This window comes from Pseudogemmobacter faecipullorum, from assembly GCF_020539525.1.
GTDB lineage: Bacteria > Pseudomonadota > Alphaproteobacteria > Rhodobacterales > Rhodobacteraceae > Pseudogemmobacter > Pseudogemmobacter faecipullorum.
In genome coordinates this window covers 165,275-182,514 of sequence record NZ_JACDXX010000007.1, presented here as the reverse complement: position 1 = coordinate 182,514, position 17,240 = coordinate 165,275, and the positions used below count along the sequence as shown (strand labels likewise).

At 63.1% G+C, this 17,240-nt stretch carries 15 protein-coding genes and 1 tRNA gene; 3 read left to right on the top strand and 13 right to left on the bottom strand.

The window, feature by feature from the left end; genetic code table 11:
* Positions 1 to 177: 177 nt before the first annotated feature.
* From H0485_RS09635 to H0485_RS09620, 4 genes are all read right to left on the bottom strand, one after another.
* Complete coding sequence (locus H0485_RS09635) at positions 178 to 837, bottom strand: GntR family transcriptional regulator (protein ID WP_226935156.1); 660 nt, start codon at positions 835 to 837, stop codon at positions 178 to 180.
* A 109-nt stretch (positions 838 to 946) separates the two neighbouring features.
* The gene (locus H0485_RS09630) at positions 947 to 1,834 is read right to left on the bottom strand and encodes an NUDIX domain-containing protein (protein WP_226935155.1); all 888 of its coding nucleotides are present in this window, start codon (positions 1,832 to 1,834) and stop codon (positions 947 to 949) included.
* Positions 1,835 to 1,852: 18 nt separating this feature from the next.
* On the bottom strand, positions 1,853 to 2,293 hold the full coding sequence (locus H0485_RS09625) for a TrgA family protein (RefSeq protein WP_226935154.1): 441 nt from the start codon (positions 2,291 to 2,293) through the stop codon (positions 1,853 to 1,855).
* Between the two features lie 173 nt (positions 2,294 to 2,466).
* Positions 2,467 to 3,696, bottom strand: coding sequence for an aminotransferase class V-fold PLP-dependent enzyme (locus tag H0485_RS09620; RefSeq protein ID WP_226935153.1), 1,230 nt, complete (start codon positions 3,694 to 3,696; stop codon positions 2,467 to 2,469).
* A 391-nt stretch (positions 3,697 to 4,087) separates the two neighbouring features.
* Between H0485_RS09620 and H0485_RS09615 the strand changes: the two genes are divergently transcribed.
* Positions 4,088 to 5,140, top strand: a complete 1,053-nt coding sequence (locus H0485_RS09615) for an ABC transporter substrate-binding protein (protein ID WP_226935152.1) — start codon at positions 4,088 to 4,090, stop codon at positions 5,138 to 5,140.
* Between the two features lie 99 nt (positions 5,141 to 5,239).
* Here the strand turns inward: H0485_RS09615 and H0485_RS09610 are convergent, their stop codons facing one another.
* Positions 5,240 to 5,680 (bottom strand): Lrp/AsnC family transcriptional regulator, encoded by a 441-nt coding sequence (locus tag H0485_RS09610; protein ID WP_226935151.1) that lies wholly within the window; start codon positions 5,678 to 5,680, stop codon positions 5,240 to 5,242.
* 100 nt (positions 5,681 to 5,780) lie between these two features.
* On the opposite strand from H0485_RS09610, the gene H0485_RS09605 reads away from it, so the two are divergent.
* Complete coding sequence (locus tag H0485_RS09605; protein WP_435531491.1) at positions 5,781 to 7,076, top strand: D-amino acid dehydrogenase; 1,296 nt, start codon at positions 5,781 to 5,783, stop codon at positions 7,074 to 7,076.
* A 62-nt stretch (positions 7,077 to 7,138) separates the two neighbouring features.
* On the opposite strand, the gene H0485_RS09600 is transcribed toward H0485_RS09605, so the two are convergent.
* The 8 genes from H0485_RS09600 to H0485_RS09565 all read right to left on the bottom strand — a co-directional run bounded on the left by H0485_RS09600 (position 7,139) and on the right by H0485_RS09565 (position 16,400).
* Positions 7,139 to 8,227 (bottom strand): alpha-hydroxy acid oxidase, encoded by a 1,089-nt coding sequence (locus H0485_RS09600; protein ID WP_226935150.1) that lies wholly within the window; start codon positions 8,225 to 8,227, stop codon positions 7,139 to 7,141.
* Positions 8,228 to 8,230: 3 nt separating this feature from the next.
* Entirely contained in the window at positions 8,231 to 8,914 is a 684-nt protein-coding gene (locus tag H0485_RS09595) for a Fe2+-dependent dioxygenase (RefSeq protein WP_226935149.1), read from the bottom strand.
* A gap of 138 nt (positions 8,915 to 9,052) precedes the next feature.
* On the bottom strand, positions 9,053 to 11,353 hold the full coding sequence (locus tag H0485_RS09590; protein ID WP_226935148.1) for a TonB-dependent receptor: 2,301 nt from the start codon (positions 11,351 to 11,353) through the stop codon (positions 9,053 to 9,055).
* A 339-nt stretch (positions 11,354 to 11,692) separates the two neighbouring features.
* On the bottom strand, positions 11,693 to 11,884 hold the full coding sequence (locus tag H0485_RS09585) for a hypothetical protein (protein WP_226935147.1): 192 nt from the start codon (positions 11,882 to 11,884) through the stop codon (positions 11,693 to 11,695).
* Positions 11,881 to 12,489, bottom strand: a complete 609-nt coding sequence (locus tag H0485_RS09580; protein ID WP_226935146.1) for an N-acetylmuramoyl-L-alanine amidase — start codon at positions 12,487 to 12,489, stop codon at positions 11,881 to 11,883. The genes H0485_RS09585 and H0485_RS09580 overlap by 4 nt, the downstream gene beginning before the upstream one ends.
* Positions 12,490 to 13,052: 563 nt before the next feature.
* Entirely contained in the window at positions 13,053 to 15,377 is a 2,325-nt protein-coding gene (locus tag H0485_RS09575; protein ID WP_226935145.1) for a Tex family protein, read from the bottom strand.
* 188 nt (positions 15,378 to 15,565) lie between these two features.
* The gene (locus H0485_RS09570) at positions 15,566 to 15,880 is read right to left on the bottom strand and encodes a hypothetical protein (protein ID WP_226935144.1); all 315 of its coding nucleotides are present in this window, start codon (positions 15,878 to 15,880) and stop codon (positions 15,566 to 15,568) included.
* Between the two features lie 443 nt (positions 15,881 to 16,323).
* Positions 16,324 to 16,400, bottom strand: a tRNA-His gene (locus H0485_RS09565).
* A gap of 118 nt (positions 16,401 to 16,518) precedes the next feature.
* On the opposite strand from H0485_RS09565, the gene H0485_RS09560 reads away from it, so the two are divergent.
* On the top strand, positions 16,519 to 16,743 hold the full coding sequence (locus tag H0485_RS09560) for a DUF6324 family protein (protein ID WP_226935143.1): 225 nt from the start codon (positions 16,519 to 16,521) through the stop codon (positions 16,741 to 16,743).
* The last annotated feature ends 497 nt before the right edge of the window (positions 16,744 to 17,240 follow it).

Here is a 17,240-nt window from a genome sequence, read left to right as displayed (position 1 = left end):
GGAATCAGCAGGGCAAATCGCCCCTCGCCGCCAGATTACGGAGATTTTCCAAGCGCAGCAAGAAATTTGATCAAATTATTCCGCAAAGCGGATAAACGCGGGGCCGCGGCGAAAAAGCCGCGGATATCAGCGCGGTTTCAGGCCGGGAGACCCAGGGCGAGGGGTCCGGGGTCCGGCTCAGAACGCGCCTTCGGCCAGGGCAAGGCGCACATGATCGATGCCCTGCTGCAGATCGCGCGAAATTGCCGCACTCAGCCCGGCGGCATCGCCGCGCTCCATCGCCGCCAGCGCCTCATCATGCAGATCCGGCAGGCCCGAACTGCTGTAGCGCCCCATCACCACCCGCAGCGAAGGGCCGGCGCGCAGCCAGAGCGAATGGGCAAAATCCAGCAGGACCGGCGCTTCGGCCGCCTCATAAAGGGTGAAATGGAAACTGTGATTGGCGCGCAGATAGCCCGGGATACTGCCGGCAGCGATGGCGGCATTCACCTCGCCGTCAATCTCGCGCAGCCTTGCGATCAGTTCGGGCGTCAGCCGGGGCAGCGCCAGCTCGGCCAGATGCGGCTCAATCGCCTGGCGCGCCCAGGCCAGCTGGTCGAGCACAGATTGCGTCATCTGCGGCACGGCAACCCGCCGGTTGCCCTGGGGCATCAGCGCGCCCTCGGCGGTCAGACGGCGGATCGCCTCGCGCACCGGCGTCATCCCCGCTCCGAGCTCGGCGGTCAGGCCCTGAATGGTGACCGGCTGTCCGGGCGCCAGCGCGCCGAACAGGATCATATCCCGCAGTTTCGTCCAGGTGACCTCATGGGTCGGTATCTTGCGGCTGTCCGCTTCCATCTTGTCCCTCGCCGCATTCCGGCCTCTGCCCCCTTATACGGCGGCCTTTGCCGCAGGGTATGTCCAGCAGCCCCTGGCGATCAAGGCCAGGAGTGAGCCCTGGCGCCGCTTAAGCCTGCGCGAAATCAGCGCGCAGGCGCGCGCGCTCAGCCGCAAGCCAGAACAGCGTCAGAATCAAGGGCGCATTAGCCAGCCGCCCCGCCCGCTGCCAGGCCATCGCCTGATCGAAACTGACGATATGGCTGCGGATATCCTCGCCCTCGGCAGCAAGGCCGAACACCCCGCCCTGCAGATCGGGCAGATCGGTTAGAGCCAGATAGGACCAGAGATATTCGCTCATCACCCCGGGCGAGGGATAATATTCAGCCACCGGCAGCAGGGAGGTCAGGCTGAGCCCGGCCTCTTCGGCCGCCTCGCGCCGCGCCGCCTGTTCCGGGCTTTCACCGGGATCGATCCGCCCCGCCACCGCCTCGATCAGCCAGGGCCGTTGTTCGCCCCGCGCCAGCGGGCCGGGGCGGAACTGCTCGACCAGCAACAGCCGGTCGCGCAAAGGATCATAGGGCAGAACCGTCACCGCATCGCCCGAGACAAAGACCTCGCGCCGCAAAGGGGCCGAGAGCGTTCCGTCAAAGCGGCGGTGTTGCAGATCGATCTGATCGACGGCGAAATAGCCCCTGAAGGGCTGCTGCGCCTGGGCAATCTCCACCAGCGCGGCCTCGGGGCCATTTGCCGGGCTCAGCCCGTCGCGGGCCCGGGCCCGCAAGGCAGATCCGGCTCGCTGCAGCAGCGAGCCGTAGCAGCGCGCCACTGTCTGCGCCGGATAGTCGCCCTGCAGCGCCAGAATTTCACGCGCCAGCTGCCGCTCCAGTGCCGGATCGGCTGCCACACGCCCCTGGGTGACCGCCGCCCAGAAGCTGCGCGCCGCGCTATCTTGCAGCAGGGCCGCAAGTTCCGGGTCCGGCAGGCGCGGATCCGCTCCGGTCTGATCTGTCGTCATTCTCTCACCATCCAGGGCTTACCGCCAGCGCCGCCAGGCCCATTCGGTCAGCGGCCCGCCCAGCAGGCCCGCGATGATCAGCACCCCGATCACCCCGACCGACACCATACGGACCGCGTTTTTCATCATCAGATCCGCCCAGCCCAGCATGGCCTGCATCGGCCCGTCGAAATGCATGCGGAAAGCTTCCTTTACCATCTGATGGCCGGAAAACAGCAAAAGCGCGAGAAAGGCCAGGATGATTGAGGTTTTCAGCCCGGTGCCCACCGAATCTGCATAGGATTTATCGACCCCATTGCCCATCACCCGCCAGCCGCAGACAAAGCCGATCAGCGCCGTCAGCTCGCGAAACAGCCCGACCGCGGCATTTTCTCCAAGCGCTGGCACATGAGCATTGGCCGCCAGCCATCCAGCCAGAGCAAACCAGACCGAGGCCACAAGTTTCGCAGCGGTTGGCATAATCCTCCTCAGGTCAGAACAGGCTGACCAAAAATTGCACTGCGGCCCAGTATAGTAAAGATTCGGGCAATTTGCGGGAAGGCTTAAGGAATTTTGCCGCCCCAAGCCCTGTAAATGCCCAAAGCCCTGCAAATGCCGCCGCCCCGCCCTGCCACTCCGGATCCGCCCCGTGGTTACAGCTCAGCATCGATGGCGCGGATCAGCCGGGCCACCTCATCAGCGCTGGTGTAATGCGCCGCCGAAAGCCGCAGCACGCCCTGTGCCGGGTCAATGCCAAGGGCCCGCAAGGGCCGCACCGCGTAAAAATCACCGCCGCCGCAGGCGATGCCGCGCCGCCCCAGCGCCGCCGCCACCGGCTCGGCCGCGCCCTGCAGCTGCACCGCCACGGTCGGCGCGCGGTCTCCGGCCCGGCGCGGCCCGATCAGGCGCAGATCATTGCGTCCGCTCAGATAATCGAGCAGCGGCGCAATCACCGTGATCTCCTGGTCGCGCATCAACCGGTGCACGCCCTGCGCCTGCCCGAGCACGGTGCCGCCAATACCGTGATGCGCCGCCTGCAGTTCGATATAATCGGCCATACCGGCACAGGCCGCCACCTGCGCATGATCCGGCCCGGCCGGAGTATGGCGTTTGTAAAGCACCCCCTGGTTAAAGAAATGCCCCTGGCCCGGCAGTTCCGCGCCGAAAGCTGCGCTGATCAGCATGATCCCCTGATGCGGACCATAGGTCTTATAGGCTGAGAAAAGGTAAACATCGCAGCCGAGCGCGTGAAAATCCGGAAAGCCATGCGGCGCATAGGATACGCCATCAACCACGCTGCGCGCCCCTGCCTCGCGCACAATGGCACTGATCGCGGCCACATCATTGATCTCGGCAATGACATTCGAGCAATGCGGGAAAGCCACGAGGCGGACTTTACCATCAGCCAGCAGGCCGCGCAGATCCTCGGGATCAAGGCTGCCGGTGGTCGGATCCACCTGCCATTCGCGCAGCTCCACCCCTTCGGCCGCGAGGCGGCGCCAGACGCCGCTGTTCGCCTCATGATCCTGATCCGTCACAACAATCGCCGCATCCTGCCCCTTCAGCCACTGCCGCACCGCCTCGGCCAGGACGAAAGTATTGGCGCTGGTTGAGGGGCCGAAAGACAGCTCCTCCGGCGCCACCCCGCACAGCGCCGCCAGACGGCTGCGCGCCTCATCCATCTCGGCCCCGCCCGCCGCCGAGGCCGGGAAAGCGTGATAGGGCTGGACCTTGCGCTCAGTATAGAACCGGGTCAGCCGCGAGATCACCTGGGTGCAGGGATAAGAGCCGCCGGCATTTTCAAAAAAGGCATGCGCGCTGCAGCTGATTGCGGTGAAGGCCGGAAATTGCGACCGGGTAAACTCGAGGTCAAGCGCCGCCATTGGCTGATCCTTCTGATGCTCTGCCGCCCCCGCTGCCTGGCGTGGCGCAATGTCGCAGGTTAGACGCGGCTCCGGCGCGAGAGCAAGCCTGGGCATTGGCGGAATCACTCCTGCCGCCCGCGCCCGGCTCTGATCCGCCGCGAAAACGCCCGCAATGCCAGAAAACCCTGCGGCGGTGGCGGGCGCGCCCCCCTCCCAGCGCCGAAAAAATAACCATTTTTCAACGCCGGACCTGAATTGCGCCAAAGCGCGCTGCGATCCATGCTTGTTTCAGTTTTTTTCCTGCAATAGCGTCATCTTAGTACAGATTCCCTCACCGCCGGATTTGCGTCTGCACAGCTGCGAATTCTGGTTTCATGCCTGACTTTTTTCCTCGCATTCAGGAGCCTACATGTCCCGTTGTATAAGCTATTTCGCCGGAGCAGCTTCCCTTATCGCGCTTGCAGGCGCGGCCCGGGCCGCGGACCCGCAGCTGACCATTTTTGACTGGGCGGGATGGGAAATCGACGGCGCGCTCAAACCCTATGTTGAAAAACACGGGCAGAAGCCGACCTATTCTTTCTATGCCGATGATGACGAAGCCTTCCAGAAGGTCGCCTCGGGCTTTAAGGCCGATGTGGTCCACCCCTGCCCCGGCGCCGTGCCGAATTACCGCGAAGCCGGGCTGATTGAGCCCTGGGATACTTCAAAAGTTGAGGCTTTCGCCAATATCGATCCGCATCTGTTTGCATCGCATCACATCAAGGATGAGGGCGGCGTCTGGTTCCTGCCCTATGATTTCGCCTATACCGCCATCGCCTATAACAAGACCGAAGTGCCGGAAGAGGATGTCGGCTCGCTCGACGTCTTCCTGAACCCGAAATATGCTGGCCGTATCGCAATCTCGGACAATTCCGATGACGTCTGGGCGCTCGGCTTCCTCGCCACCGGCACCACCTCCTGGGATGAGGTGACCGATGAGCAGATCACCGCCGCGGCCGACTGGCTGCGTCAGGCTGCCCCCCAGGTGCGCAGCTGGTGGTCTGACCCCTCCGAGCTGGCGCAGATGATGGCCTCGGGTGAGGTTCTGGTCTCCTGGTCCTGGAATGACCCGGTCGCCATTCTGCAGGCCGAGGGCTTCCCGGTCGGGTTTAACCGCGCCCCGAAAGAGGGCTCGACCTCGTTCTTCTGCGGCTTCGTCAATATCAAAGACGGCCCGGGCAATGAGGATAAGGTCTATGACTGGGTCAATTCGATGTATGCCGTCGAAAGCCTGCCCTCGATCATCGAGGCCATTGGCTATGCCAATACCAATAAAGCCGCGACCGATGCGGTCTCGCCAGAGGTACTGAAAGGCGCCTTCCTCGATCCGATCGACAGCACCGTCTTCCTGCAAACGCCGATGGATCCGGATCTGCGCGCACGTCTGCTCGAAGAGTTTGAGCTGATCAAAATGGGCATGTAAGCCGCTTCGGCTGACAGAATGATCAGGCCCGGCAGTGCGGCTGCCGGGCCTGTTTTATGTCGCGGTCAGCGCTTCCGATCCTGATCTCAGATCCTGGCCTCAGATCACCGCCCGGATGGCAAAGCTTGAGTTGATCCGCGTCACCCCCGGCAGGCGCGACAGAATTTCCTTATGGATCCGCTCATAATCGCCGGGATTTTCGGCCTCGAGCCGGATCAGATAATCCTCCTCACCGGTCATCAGATAGCATTGCCGGATTTCGGGATGTTTCAGCACCTCGGCCTCGAAAGCGTTCAGAATATCCTCGGTCTGGCGCGACAGCGAGATCCGCACAATCACCACATGCCCCTCGCCCGCCGCCTGGCCCGCGATCAGCGCGGTATAGCCGCGGATCACGCCTTCTTCCTCGAGCAGCTGCACCCGGCGCAGACAGGCCGAGGGAGAAAGGCCCACCTCCTGCGCCAGCGCCACATTGGTCATCCGGGCATTGCGGCGCAAAGCCCGAATCAAGGCCCGGTCGATACGATCCAGCTCTGACATGAAATTGCGCCCTACGCATGAAAATATATGTAAGGCATCATATATCGCATAATCTTGCGCATATGCGAAGGACATTCGACGAAAATCCGGGCATCCTGTCGTGCAGCCCGGGCGGGTTCCCGGAAAAGCGAATGCAGGAAAAAAGATGAAAGTCATCGTATTGGGCGGCGGCGTTGTCGGGATCACCTCGGCCTGGTATCTGGCGAAAGCCGGGCATGAGGTGACGGTGATCGACCGCGAAGAGGGGCCGGCGCTTGAGACCTCTTTCGCCAATGCGGGCGAGGTTTCCTTTGGCTATTGCGGCCCCTGGGCAGCGCCTGGCATTCCGATGAAAGCGATCAAATGGGTGATGATGGAGCATGCTCCGCTGATCCTGAAGCTGAAGATCGACACCAGGATGATCTCCTGGCTGTTCAAAATGCTGCGCAACTGCACCGCGGCGCGCTATGCGATCAACAAAAGCCGTATGCTGCGCATCGCCGATTATTCGCGCGAAAGCTTTGCCCAGATCCGCGAGGAAACCGGCATTCAGTATGACCAGGGTATGAAGGGCACTTTGCAGCTGTTCCGCACCCAGGCCCAGCTCGACGCCTCGGCAAAAGACGTCAAGGCGCTGAAAGCCGATGGCATCCCCTGCGAGCTGCTCGATCCCGAGGCCTGCATCGCGGTTGAGCCCGCCCTCGCCCATGTGCGCGACCGCATCGTCGGCGGCCTGCAGACCCCGCTTGATGAGACCGGCGACTGCTTTAAATTCACCAATGAGCTGGCCCGTCTCTGCGAGGAGAAAGGCGTCACCTTCCGCTGGGGTGAAGAGATCCAGAAGATCCTGACCCGTGGTGGCCGCGCCTCCGGTGTGGTGACCAATAAGGGCACGATCCGCGCCGATGCGGTGGTGGTCAGCCTCGGCTCTTACTCGCCCGATATTGTGAAGCCGCTGGGCATTGATCTGCCGGTCTATCCGGTTAAGGGCTATTCGCTGACCATCCCGATCACCGATCCGGCCCGTGCCCCGGAATCGACCATTATGGATGAGACCTATAAGATCGCGATCACCCGTCTGGGCGACCGGATCCGGGTTGGCGGCATGGCGGAAATCTCGGGCTTTAATGACCGGCTGGATAAAAAGCGCCGCCGCACGCTGGAGCATTCGGTGATGGATCTGTTCCCGGGCGGCGATCCGAAACAGGCCTCGTTCTGGACCGGGCTGCGGCCGATGACGCCGGATGGCACGCCGGTGATCGGCGGCACGCAGATCCCGGGGCTGTTTCTCAATACCGGGCATGGCACGCTGGGCTGGACCATGAGCTGCGGCTCGGGCCGGGTGCTGGCCGATATCGTCTCGGGCAAGACCCCCGATATCGACGCGACCGACCTTTCGATTGAGCGCTACGCCTGAAACGATCCGCGCGCCGCCCTGGCGCGCCTCGCCTCCTGCCGGGGGCAGAAGCAAGCGGAAGATCAGTCCCGCCAGATCAGATCGGGGCTGATCGCTTTCAGACTGGCACAGCCGGTCTGGGCCATGGCCACCTCCAGCTCGGCGCGCAGGATGCTCAGCATATGCGCCACACCGCGCGCGCCGCCGACGCTGAGCGCATGCAGCTGTGGCCGGCCAATCATCACCGCCGTCGCCCCCAGCGCCAGCGCCTTCACCACATCACTGCCGCGCCTGATGCCACCATCAGCGAGGATCGGCAGCCGCCCCTGGAGCGCATCGGCAATGCGTGGCAAAAGCCGGGCGGTGGCAGGCAGAGTGTCCAGCGCCCGCCCGCCATGGTTCGAGACCACGATCGCATCGAAACCGGCCTCTGCGGCAAGCAGCGCATCCCTGGGGCTGCTGACCCCTTTCAGGATCAGCGGCAACCTGGTCGCGCCGCGCAGCCAGGCTATATCCTGCCAGCGCGGCGCAGTTTCCAGCGCACCGAGAAAGGCCGGGCTGCGGCCAGGTTGTTCCCTGACCGGGGCCTGGGCGAAACCGGCGATATTCACCGCCCTGACGCCTTCGGGCAGGCGAAAGCCGATCCGCGCCTCGGTATTGCGTAATTTCACCGCCGCATCTGCGGTCAGCAGGATCGCCCCTGCCCCGGCGGCCTCGGCCGCCCGGATCAGGGCCAGGCTATCCTCGCGCCGGTGCTGCCAGTAGAGCTGAAACCACCAGGGCCCCCGGGCTTCGGCACCAAATTCGGCCAGCGGGGTTGAGGCAAGGGTTGAGAAGCTAAACACCGCCTCGCCCGCCGCCGCACCAAGCGCGGTCTCAGCCTCGCCGCCGGGATGGGCCAGGTGGTGATAGGCCACCGGCGCCAGCAGCAGCGGATGCGCCAGCTCCATGCCCAAAAGCGATAAAGCGGTCGAGGCGCCGCGCAGATCGGCAAGCAGCCGGCCCTCGAGCGCGATCTGCCCCCAGGCCGAAAGATTAGCGGCATGGCTCAGCCCGTCGGCCGCGCCGCCCTCAAGCCAGGCCCCGACCATCGGATCGAGCCGCGCCCCCGCCAGCCGCTCATAATCACACAGCGCCACCACATCGGGCGGGATCTCAAAGGCAGCGCGCATTGCTTACATCTCGGCCCAGTGTCGGATCATATTGTGATAATGCGCCGTCAGCCCGGTCACCGCCGGATCATCATCGGCCAGGATCGAGCGGATGCGCATGATCGACTGATCGAGATCATAAAGCATATGGCGCTGCCAGTCGTCGCGCAGCATCGACTGGGCCCAGAAAAAAGAGCCCCAGCGCGAGCCGCGCGTTACCGGATTGACCGAATGCAGCGAAGTGGCCGGATAGACCACCGCATGGCCAGCGGGCAGTTTAACCTCATGTTTTCCATAGGTATCATGCACCACCAGCTCGCCCCCGTCATAATCTTCGGGCGGGGTCAGGAAGATCGTGGTCGAGACATCGGTGCGGATGCGCTGGCCGGTGCCGGGGATCACCCGGATCGAGCCATCGACATGGGCGCCGAAGGTCATCCCCTCATCATAGCGGTTGAACATCGGCGGCAGCACATGCAGCGGCAGCGCCGCCGAGGAATAGACCGGATTGCGGCCCAGCGCGCGCAGCACGATATTGGCCAGCTCGCGCCCTTCGGCACTGTCGGGCGGCACCTGCAGGTTCTTCTTCACCTGGGCCGCCTGCTCCCCGGCGGTGCTGCGCCCGTCGACCCAGGGCGTCCCCTCCAGCACCTGGCGGATATAGGCAAGCTCTTCTTTGGTCAGAAGATCGGGAATGGTGACCAGCATCTCAGGCTCCGTCTTGGATGGCCCCTTTACAGGCGCGGCGCGGAAAGAAGTTAAGTATTTCAGTCAGGATAGCATATTTCCTCAGATGAGAAAGGGCGACCAGAGGCCGCCCTTTCTGGTCTTTCCGGGGCCCGGGCCTCAGAACTCGTAGTTAAACTTCAGCAAAGCACTGCGGCCCGCCTGAACATTGGCAAAAAGCCCGACATGCGAGGCATCGTAAATCACCTCATCGAACAGATTGTTCACATTCAGCTGCACGCTGGCTTTGTCGTTCAGCTGATAGGCGGCCATCATATCGACGCGCCAGGCGGCCGGCAGAAGGCCGCTGTTCTCGGCATTGGTATAGCGCTTGCCCACATAGGTTGCGCCGCCGCCAATGGTCCAGGCGCTGTCGATGTTATAGGTGCTCCAGAGCGAGAAGCTGTGCTTCGCGATGTAATGCATCTGATTGCCGTTATAGAGACCATCCACCCAGACCGGCGCACTGCCGGTGCCGGTATTCACCGCACCGCCATCCACGATTTTAGCATCGGTATAGGTATAGCCCGCCGAAACCGCCCATTGATCATTGATCTGGCCACTCAGCCCCAGTTCCAGCCCCTGCGCCCGGTTTTCACCCACGGTCGCGGTCACGCCAAGCGGATCCGAGACCCGGGCATTGGTTTTCTCGGTGCGGAACAGCGCAGCGGTGAAGGAAAGCTGGTCGCTGAAGAAGTCCCATTTCGTGCCCAGCTCAAACGAACGGGTTTTCTCAGGCGCAAGATCTCTGTTGCTTGCGGTCAGCGTGCAGGCCCCGGCCCCTTCCGAGCCCCCTGCAAGACCGGCACACTGGCCCGAGGGGCTGGCCGAGGTCGAGAACGACCCGTAGATCGAGCCATTCGCCGCCGGCTTATAGACGAGGCCAGCCTGATAGCTCCAGATATTATCCTTGCGGCTCAGACCATTGGATTTCTGATCCACCCTGAATTTCTCATGGCGCAGGCCGAAATTGGCGATCCACTGCTCGTTGATGTCAACCGTATCAAACAGATAGAGCGACTGCGACCGCGTCACCACCGGTTCGCCCAGCGGGCCGTAGCTCATGCCGCTCATATCGACGAAATCATTCGGGTTGGGATTTTCCCAGTCCGGCGTGCGCATCGAGCCGCCGCCGATGCCAGTGATGGAACCCGAGCGCAGCTTCTCAACGCTGATCTCGGTACCAATCACCCAGCTATGGGTCATCCCGCCCAGCTCATGCTCGCCCTTCAGGCTGGCATTAAACGCCTCAACGACATTGGTGCGGTGACCACTGCGGCTTGAGCGGTCAAACAGCAGATCGCCACCTGGTGCATCCCCATTCGAATCCACCAGGGTCGGACGGGTGACGATATAGGCCTGCTGGTTTGAGATCCGGGTCAGACCGGCCTCGAAGGTCAGGCCATTGTCAAACTCATGCTCGACGCCCAGCGCCAGGCTGCGATTATAGACCTTACGGAAATCACGGTCCCAGAGGCCGCGGAACAGGCTGTGATCCAGATAATCCAGCGGGCGATAGGGATCGGCTGCGGTGCCCGTGCCATAGGACGTATCGCCGGTCAGATCACGATAGGCATCATTTGCCATCGGAATGCCGAAGGAGGGGGTGCTGTCAGCCGAGCTGAAATACATACCGGCTTTGACCGTGGTAGCATCCGAAACCTTCGCCGTCACACCGGCGGCAAAGCCCAGCTTATCGTCTTTGATCCCGCCACGGCCCGGCACTTCGCCATCCTGACCATAGAGGTTCAGCCGCAGCGCCACTGTCTCGCTGAGCGCCATATTGCTGTCGAGCTGCGCACGTTTCTGGCTGGCATTGCCGAAGCTCAGTGAGGCGTGGTTGAACGCCTCCCCCAGACGGGCCGATTTCGAGACCATATTCAGCGAGCCACCGGTGGCGCCACGTCCGGCATAGGCGCCGGTCGCGCCCTTCACCAGTTCGATGCGCTCAAGGTTAAAGGCTTCGTACGAGTTCCGGCCAAGCGCCCTCACCCCGTCAACCATCATATCGGTCGAGGCTTCATAGCCGCGGATAAAGGGGCGATCCCCCATCGGATTGCCGCCCTCGCCCGTGCCAAGGGTCACGCCAGGCGTGGTGCGCAGAACATCATAAACCGAAGAAGCGCCGCGCTGCTCAATTTCTTTCTGCGTGATCACCTGCACGGTTTTCGCCGTATTGATCAGCGGTGCCGTCAGCTTGACCGAGGAGCCTTCGGTCACTTTCAGGCTGTTCGCCGCCTCGCCGCCCTGACCGCCAGCCTGCAGCGTGATCGTCCCGAGTGCCTCGTTCCGGGCAGTTTCCTGCGCCTGAACCTCGCCCCCGACCACTACCGAAACGGCGAGAACGGGCAAAAGCCCAAGCGTAGGGAGCGGGCGGAGCGAACGCTCACCGCCGGAATTGGTTCTGTCAGAATCGCGCATAAGCCCCTCGAGTGATGGAATGCCGGCCGGCAATGCCGCTCCGGACATGGGTCACAGCTGGCTGGGAGTGGCTTGCTGCGGCTGAGACACGCCCCTTGTGGCAGGAGGCAGGACCGCAGCTCTGGTCTCAAAATCAAACCTCAGAATTTTGGTCAACATTAGACAGAACATCATAGGCTAAAAATTTATAGTTTTAATCAACATATGTGCTTTCAGGGGCACAAAACCCCCGCAACGCCCTGTGAGGCTCTGACAGGGGGCGCGGAGCCGCTCTGTCGCGCGCCGGAAGATGCCCGGCTTGCCGTCGCGCGACCCGGCTCGAAGCCCCCGCCGGATGGCTCAGCGCTCCCAGCCATAATGGCGCGCAAATCCGTAAGCGACTTCAGTCACAAAGGCGAAGACCGCGCCGAGAATCACCGCGATATCCGGATCGAGTGTCAGCTCGGCTGCCGTGCCGGGATCGAGCAGGCCCCAGGCGACCAGCGCCCCGGCCAGATAACGGGTCACAATCCTTGCCAGCACTGCGTTCATCTTCTGCCCTCCCCGGGGTTCTGCTGTACGGCCGCCGCCGCTGCTGCTTCGCGGGTTTTCTGCTCTGCGCTGCCTCCGCCCGCCAGCGGACGCAGGCCCGGGGGCAGCGCCGCCCCCTTCTGCCAGGCCACACCGATCATCTGGCGCAGCCTGTCACCAGCCAGGACCGGATCACCGGGCCGCTCCATCCCCGGCAGCCAGGTGATATCCCATTTGCCGCGCTGGACGATGCCCAGCACCGGCTGCACCTCGGCATGGGTCAGCACGGTTTCACGCCGCAGCGGAATGCCATATTCGTGCAGAAGAGCGGCACAAAGCCCGGCCAGAGCCGTGAGCTGGGTGGGCCGGACCGGGGCCGGGCCGGGATGAAAGGGTTGCTGGCGCGCGCCCTTCATCGCCGCCAGAGCCAGGCCGATCGCACCGGAATTTGCATTCAGTGTATGGGCGGCATAGCGGCCAGGCTGCAAAGGCGGCTGATTCGCACGGACCGGAAATTGCCCGGCACAGAGCGCACCGCTGCCATCGATAATATAGTGATAATGGCTGAGATCAGCGGGGCCAGGCTGATAACCCCCGCCGGTCCAGTGCAAAATGATCCGCTGCATGAGCCCTCTCCGCCGCGCTGAGCGGGAAAGACTGCCGGAGGAAAGCTAACATCTGGCAGCCACAGCGCCCGCCGCTGCACCGCCAGGTGCAACAGTGGCGCAATCTGTGACAGCCCGGGACCCGCACTGCGCCCCCGGGCCGTGCTTCAGGAGCGTGCTGCGCCAGACCCACGGCACCACACCGGGCCTGGGCTCCCGGCCTCGGCCATACCTCGCCTCTCAGCCCCCGCTGCGAAACAGGCCCCGGGCGCCAGCTGACTTACGGACAGTCCCTCAGAGAAGAGCGCTGCTCGAAAGAGACCGCTCCATCACCTGCGCAAAGCATCATCCTGCATCTTACATCAGCAAGTCCCGCCCACCGCGCCGAAGCCATGCCCCGACACGCTCCCTTCGATTGGAATCGTCACAGCCGCGCCCCGCAGCAGCTTTCAGCAGGCACTCCTCTGGAGAGGGTTGCCAGAAACGCGCCCTCACCCGACAGCGCCGAACAACTTCCTGCCAGGCCCCTCAGGCTGACCTCGCAGGCCCTGCCACCCGTGGCCCGGGCCCCGCAGCAAATCAGTTCAGCGCCCGAACTTACCCTTCAGCGCCTCGGCAAAAGCGCCACCACCTGTGGCGGCGTCACGCGGCGCGGCCGAGGTCGGAGCGCGCCCGCCACCGGGCTTTGCCCCCCGATCCGGCCGGCTGCCCCGCTCCTCGCGCTGCACCTTAGCCGAGGCACCGCCATCTTTTTTCATCGTCAGCCCGATACGTTTGCGCGGGACATCTACCTCAACCACGGTGACGCGCACGACATCGCCCGCCTTCACCACCTCATGCGGATCACTGACAAATTTATCCGCAAGCTGGCTGACATGCACCAGACCATCCTGATGCACCCCGATATCCACAAAGGCGCCAAAAGCGGCCACATTGGTCACCGTTCCTTCCAGCACCATGCCCGGCTTCAGATCCGAGATCGTCTCAACCCCTTCGGTGAAGCTCGCAGTCCTGAATTCCGGGCGGGGGTCACGTCCGGGCTTCTCCAGCTCGGCCAGAATATCCTTTACCGTGGGCAGGCCGAATTTTTCATCGACGAACTGCGCTGCATTCAGCTGGCGCAAAGCCGCCCCATCCCCCATCAGCTGCCGGATATCGCGGCCACAGGCAGCGATGATTTTTCGGGCAAGCTCATAGGCTTCGGGATGAACCGAGCTGGCATCCAGCGGCTCTTTGCCATCGGTGATCCGCAAAAATCCTGCGGCCTGCTCATAGGCTTTCGGGCCAAGTCTTGCCACTTTCAGCAGCTCACGCCGACTGACAAAGGGGCCATTGGTATTGCGATGCGTCACGATGCTCTCGGCAAGCGAGGGGCCAAGGCCCGAGACCCGGGCCAGCAACGGCGCCGAAGCGGTATTCACATCCACGCCGACCGCGTTCACCGCATCCTCGACCACCGCATCAAGGCTTTTTGCCAGGCGGTGCTGATCGACATCATGCTGATACTGGCCGACGCCAATCGACTTCGGCTCAATCTTTACCAGTTCTGCCAGCGGATCCTGCAGCCGCCGTGCAATCGAAACCGCGCCGCGCAGCGAGACATCCAGTTCCGGAAACTCGCGCGCTGCCAGCTCCGAGGCAGAATAGACTGAGGCCCCGGCCTCTGAGACCACCACTTTCAGCGGTTTCGCCTCACCCGCTGGCAGCAGCGCCAGCAGGTCTGCCACCATCTTTTCCGTCTCGCGCGAGGCCGTGCCATTGCCAATCGCGATCAGTTTCACCCCATGCGTGCCGATCAGCCTGGCGATCGCCACCTGAGCGCCGCGCAGATCGTTCTTAGGCTGGAAAGGATAGACGGTATCAGTTGCCAAAACCTTACCGGTAGCATCCGTCACCGCAATTTTCACCCCGGTCCGGATCCCCGGATCAAGCCCCATCGTCGCCTTGCCGCCTGCCGGGGCCGCGAGGAGCAGATCCTTGAGATTGCGGGCAAAAACCCGGATAGCTTCGGCCTCGGCCGCCTCGCGCAGCTCGCTCATCAGATCCAGGGTCAGCGTGGTTTTCAGCTTTACCCGCCAGGCCCAGGCCGCGGCATCGCGCAGGAATTTATCGCCCGGCCCCGACCCCGAGGCCTGCAGAACCGCACCGCAGGCCCGCTCGGAGGGCGATTCGCCGCGCGGCGCCTCGGGATCAGTTTCCAGATCGATATTCAGAACTTCTTCATTTCTGCCACGCAACATGGCGAGAACCCGGTGCGAAGGCGCGTCTTTAAAGGCTTCACTATGATCGAAATAATCCGAAAATTTAGCGCCGGCCTGTTCTTTTCCAGGCGCGACCGTGGCACGCAAACGCCCGGCTTTGCGCATATGCTCGCGCAAACGGCCCAGCAAAGCCGCATTTTCCGCCAGCGCCTCGGCGATAATATCACGCGCCCCCTCAAGCGCGGCTTTGGCTTCGGCAAAACCATCCGTCAGATAGCCCGCCGCCAGGGCCGAAGGATCGGCCTTACGATCGGCAAGAATCGCATCCACCAGGCCCTGCAGCCCGGCCTCGCGCGCGATCATCGCTTTGGTACGGCGCTTTGGCTTATAGGGAAGGTAGATATCCTCCAGTTCAGACTTGGTCTGCGCCGCGGCAATCGCCCTCGCCAGCCCCTCGTCCATCTTCCCCTGGCTGGTAATCTCACCAATAATCGCTTTGCGCCGCGCCTCCAGCTCACGCAGATAGACCAGCCGCTCCTCCAGCCGGCGCAACTGCGTGTCATCCAACCCGCCGGTTACCTCTTTGCGGTAGCGCGCGATAAAGGGCACGGTGGCCCCACCATCCAGCAATTCCGTCGCAGCCACGACCTGCCGTGGCAATGCACTGATTTCAGAAGCAATAATTTCGGAAATGCGGGCGGTACTCATGCGAATCCTCCGGAGCGCGTGCCTGGAACGGGCTGCGACCATAGCTGCCGCCGCGCGCGTGACAAGGCGGGAGGCGTTCTGAACCCGGCACATAGGCGGGCCGGTCCCCGGGGGCGGTTTTGCACGGGGCCAGCCCGCCTGCAATCATACTCAGGCGTGACCGGCCCGGCCTGGTGCAGCTGCGGCTGTCACTCACATGCGCTGATATGGTGAACTTTGTAGGTGGTCTTGCCCACCGCTTCCGGCAACTGCGGCAGCAGTTCCACCGAAAGCTCACAGCTGTCGGTGCTGATCCCCCAGACCGGATGCCCGTCCTCTGTCACTTCCCGGAACTGCAGCCCCCGCACCGGCAGTTGCGACAGAGCTTCGCCTGCCTCGGCCGAGGCGAGCAAAGCCGCGATCTGTTCGCCGCTGTCATAAAAGCCCGAAAGCGCGGCGGCAGCCGGATTGACGGCAAGCAAGGCAATAAAGCCAAGGCTGACGAGCGGGATGGTCGGACGCATCTTTTCCTCCGGAATGGTCTGGCTTTCACAGAAGAAAGGATCACGAGGCGTTTGTCAGCTCTGGAATGCGGGGCTGCGGGTCAGGTTTTGCAATCACAATTACATAGTGCTCCGGCGAATCGCCTGCGCAATCATCCCTCCGGGAAAGCGCGCGCAAGTGACGCTGTGCCTTGCCCCGGGGCGGGACGGGCCCTGATCAGCGAAAGCGCAGCTCCGGCTGGGAGGTGACACAGGGCAAACTGCGCAGGACAGACAGTTTCGCAAAGATGCCAGGCAATATCAGCAGGCGCTCTTCCTGCCAGCGTCCTGTGCAGGCCGCAGATGGCGCGGCCCCTCTACGGCCAGGCGGAACGCGTGCAAAGATATGCAAGGCAATACCGGGGCATAAACCGCGATTCACACAAGCCCTGAGCGGCTTTAGCAAATATAAATCTGAAGGGAGATGGTACCGCTTCCCCGGCTCGAACGGGGGACCTCTAGATCCACAATCTAGCGCTCTAACCAACTGAGCTAAAGCGGCACTGGGGGCGAGATACCCCCCGTCGCGAGGGATTGCAAGAGGGGAATGTAAGAGAAATGTCGTCTTGAAGACAAAGCCTTGCGGCGCTAGTCGGGTTTATCCAGAGCCGGAGGGCAGAATGAGTATCAATAAGCAAAGCGAGATCGCCGCAAATCTGCAGATCGGTCCGACCGACGCCGGAATGGTACGGATTTACGTCGAGGCAGAGGGTGGCGTTGAACTGCCACTGGATTTCGATCCCGATGAGGCCGATGAAATTGCCGAGGAATTGCGCGCCGCTGCCGAGGCTGCCCGCGGCATGGGCTCGGCGCCCGGCCCGGCTGGCAAAGGCAAACGCCGCTGAGCATCGGCCCGGCCCCGACCTGGCCGGAGTAGCAGATTGTAAAAGGGACCGGATCGCCGCGATTCTGGTCCCTTTTGCTTTACCCTCTCCGCCCGGCAGGCCCGGCTGTAACTCAAGCAGCATCGCCTGGCCGCTGGTCAGTGCCGCCCGGACCGGCTGCGAGCCCCCGGGCGCGAGGTGGGCGGTGAGCGGTGAGCGGTGAGCGGTGAGCGGTGAGCGGTGAGCGGTGAGCGGTGAGCGGTGAGCGGTGAGCGGTGAGCGGTGAGCGGTGAGCGGTGAGGACACATCTCACTGCGGCGACATCGGCCACAAGCCCTCAACCACCTGGCAGGTTCGGACGTATTCCTCCGGATGTTCTGATTGCGTGATGCAGTTCCTCCGCCCCGGCGCACAGCCCCGGCGGAACTGGCTTTGGGGCTGGCTGAAACAGCTATGGTCGGGGGCATTTCGTCAGCTGATCGTCAGCTGATCGAGGAAGTCGACAGCCAGGATAAAGG

What these genes read in the sequence shown, in the direction of transcription:
- H0485_RS09610 (WP_226935151.1), bottom strand. Translation starts at nt 5,680, where the DNA reads ATGTCAGAGCTGGATCGTATCGACCGGGCCTTGATTCGGGCTTTGCGC.
- H0485_RS09575 (WP_226935145.1), bottom strand. Translation starts at nt 15,377, where the DNA reads ATGAGTACCGCCCGCATTTCCGAAATTATTGCTTCTGAAATCAGTGCA.
- H0485_RS09600 (WP_226935150.1), bottom strand. Translation starts at nt 8,227, where the DNA reads ATGCGCGCTGCCTTTGAGATCCCGCCCGATGTGGTGGCGCTGTGTGAT.
- H0485_RS09620 (WP_226935153.1), bottom strand. Translation starts at nt 3,696, where the DNA reads ATGGCGGCGCTTGACCTCGAGTTTACCCGGTCGCAATTTCCGGCCTTC.
- H0485_RS09630 (WP_226935155.1), bottom strand. Translation starts at nt 1,834, where the DNA reads ATGACGACAGATCAGACCGGAGCGGATCCGCGCCTGCCGGACCCGGAA.
- H0485_RS09625 (WP_226935154.1), bottom strand. Translation starts at nt 2,293, where the DNA reads ATGCCAACCGCTGCGAAACTTGTGGCCTCGGTCTGGTTTGCTCTGGCT.
- H0485_RS09570 (WP_226935144.1), bottom strand. Translation starts at nt 15,880, where the DNA reads ATGCGTCCGACCATCCCGCTCGTCAGCCTTGGCTTTATTGCCTTGCTT.
- H0485_RS09560 (WP_226935143.1), top strand. Translation starts at nt 16,519, where the DNA reads ATGAGTATCAATAAGCAAAGCGAGATCGCCGCAAATCTGCAGATCGGT.
- H0485_RS09585 (WP_226935147.1), bottom strand. Translation starts at nt 11,884, where the DNA reads ATGAACGCAGTGCTGGCAAGGATTGTGACCCGTTATCTGGCCGGGGCG.
- H0485_RS09595 (WP_226935149.1), bottom strand. Translation starts at nt 8,914, where the DNA reads ATGCTGGTCACCATTCCCGATCTTCTGACCAAAGAAGAGCTTGCCTAT.
- H0485_RS09590 (WP_226935148.1), bottom strand. Translation starts at nt 11,353, where the DNA reads ATGCGCGATTCTGACAGAACCAATTCCGGCGGTGAGCGTTCGCTCCGC.
- H0485_RS09615 (WP_226935152.1), top strand. Translation starts at nt 4,088, where the DNA reads ATGTCCCGTTGTATAAGCTATTTCGCCGGAGCAGCTTCCCTTATCGCG.
- H0485_RS09580 (WP_226935146.1), bottom strand. Translation starts at nt 12,489, where the DNA reads ATGCAGCGGATCATTTTGCACTGGACCGGCGGGGGTTATCAGCCTGGC.
- H0485_RS09635 (WP_226935156.1), bottom strand. Translation starts at nt 837, where the DNA reads ATGGAAGCGGACAGCCGCAAGATACCGACCCATGAGGTCACCTGGACG.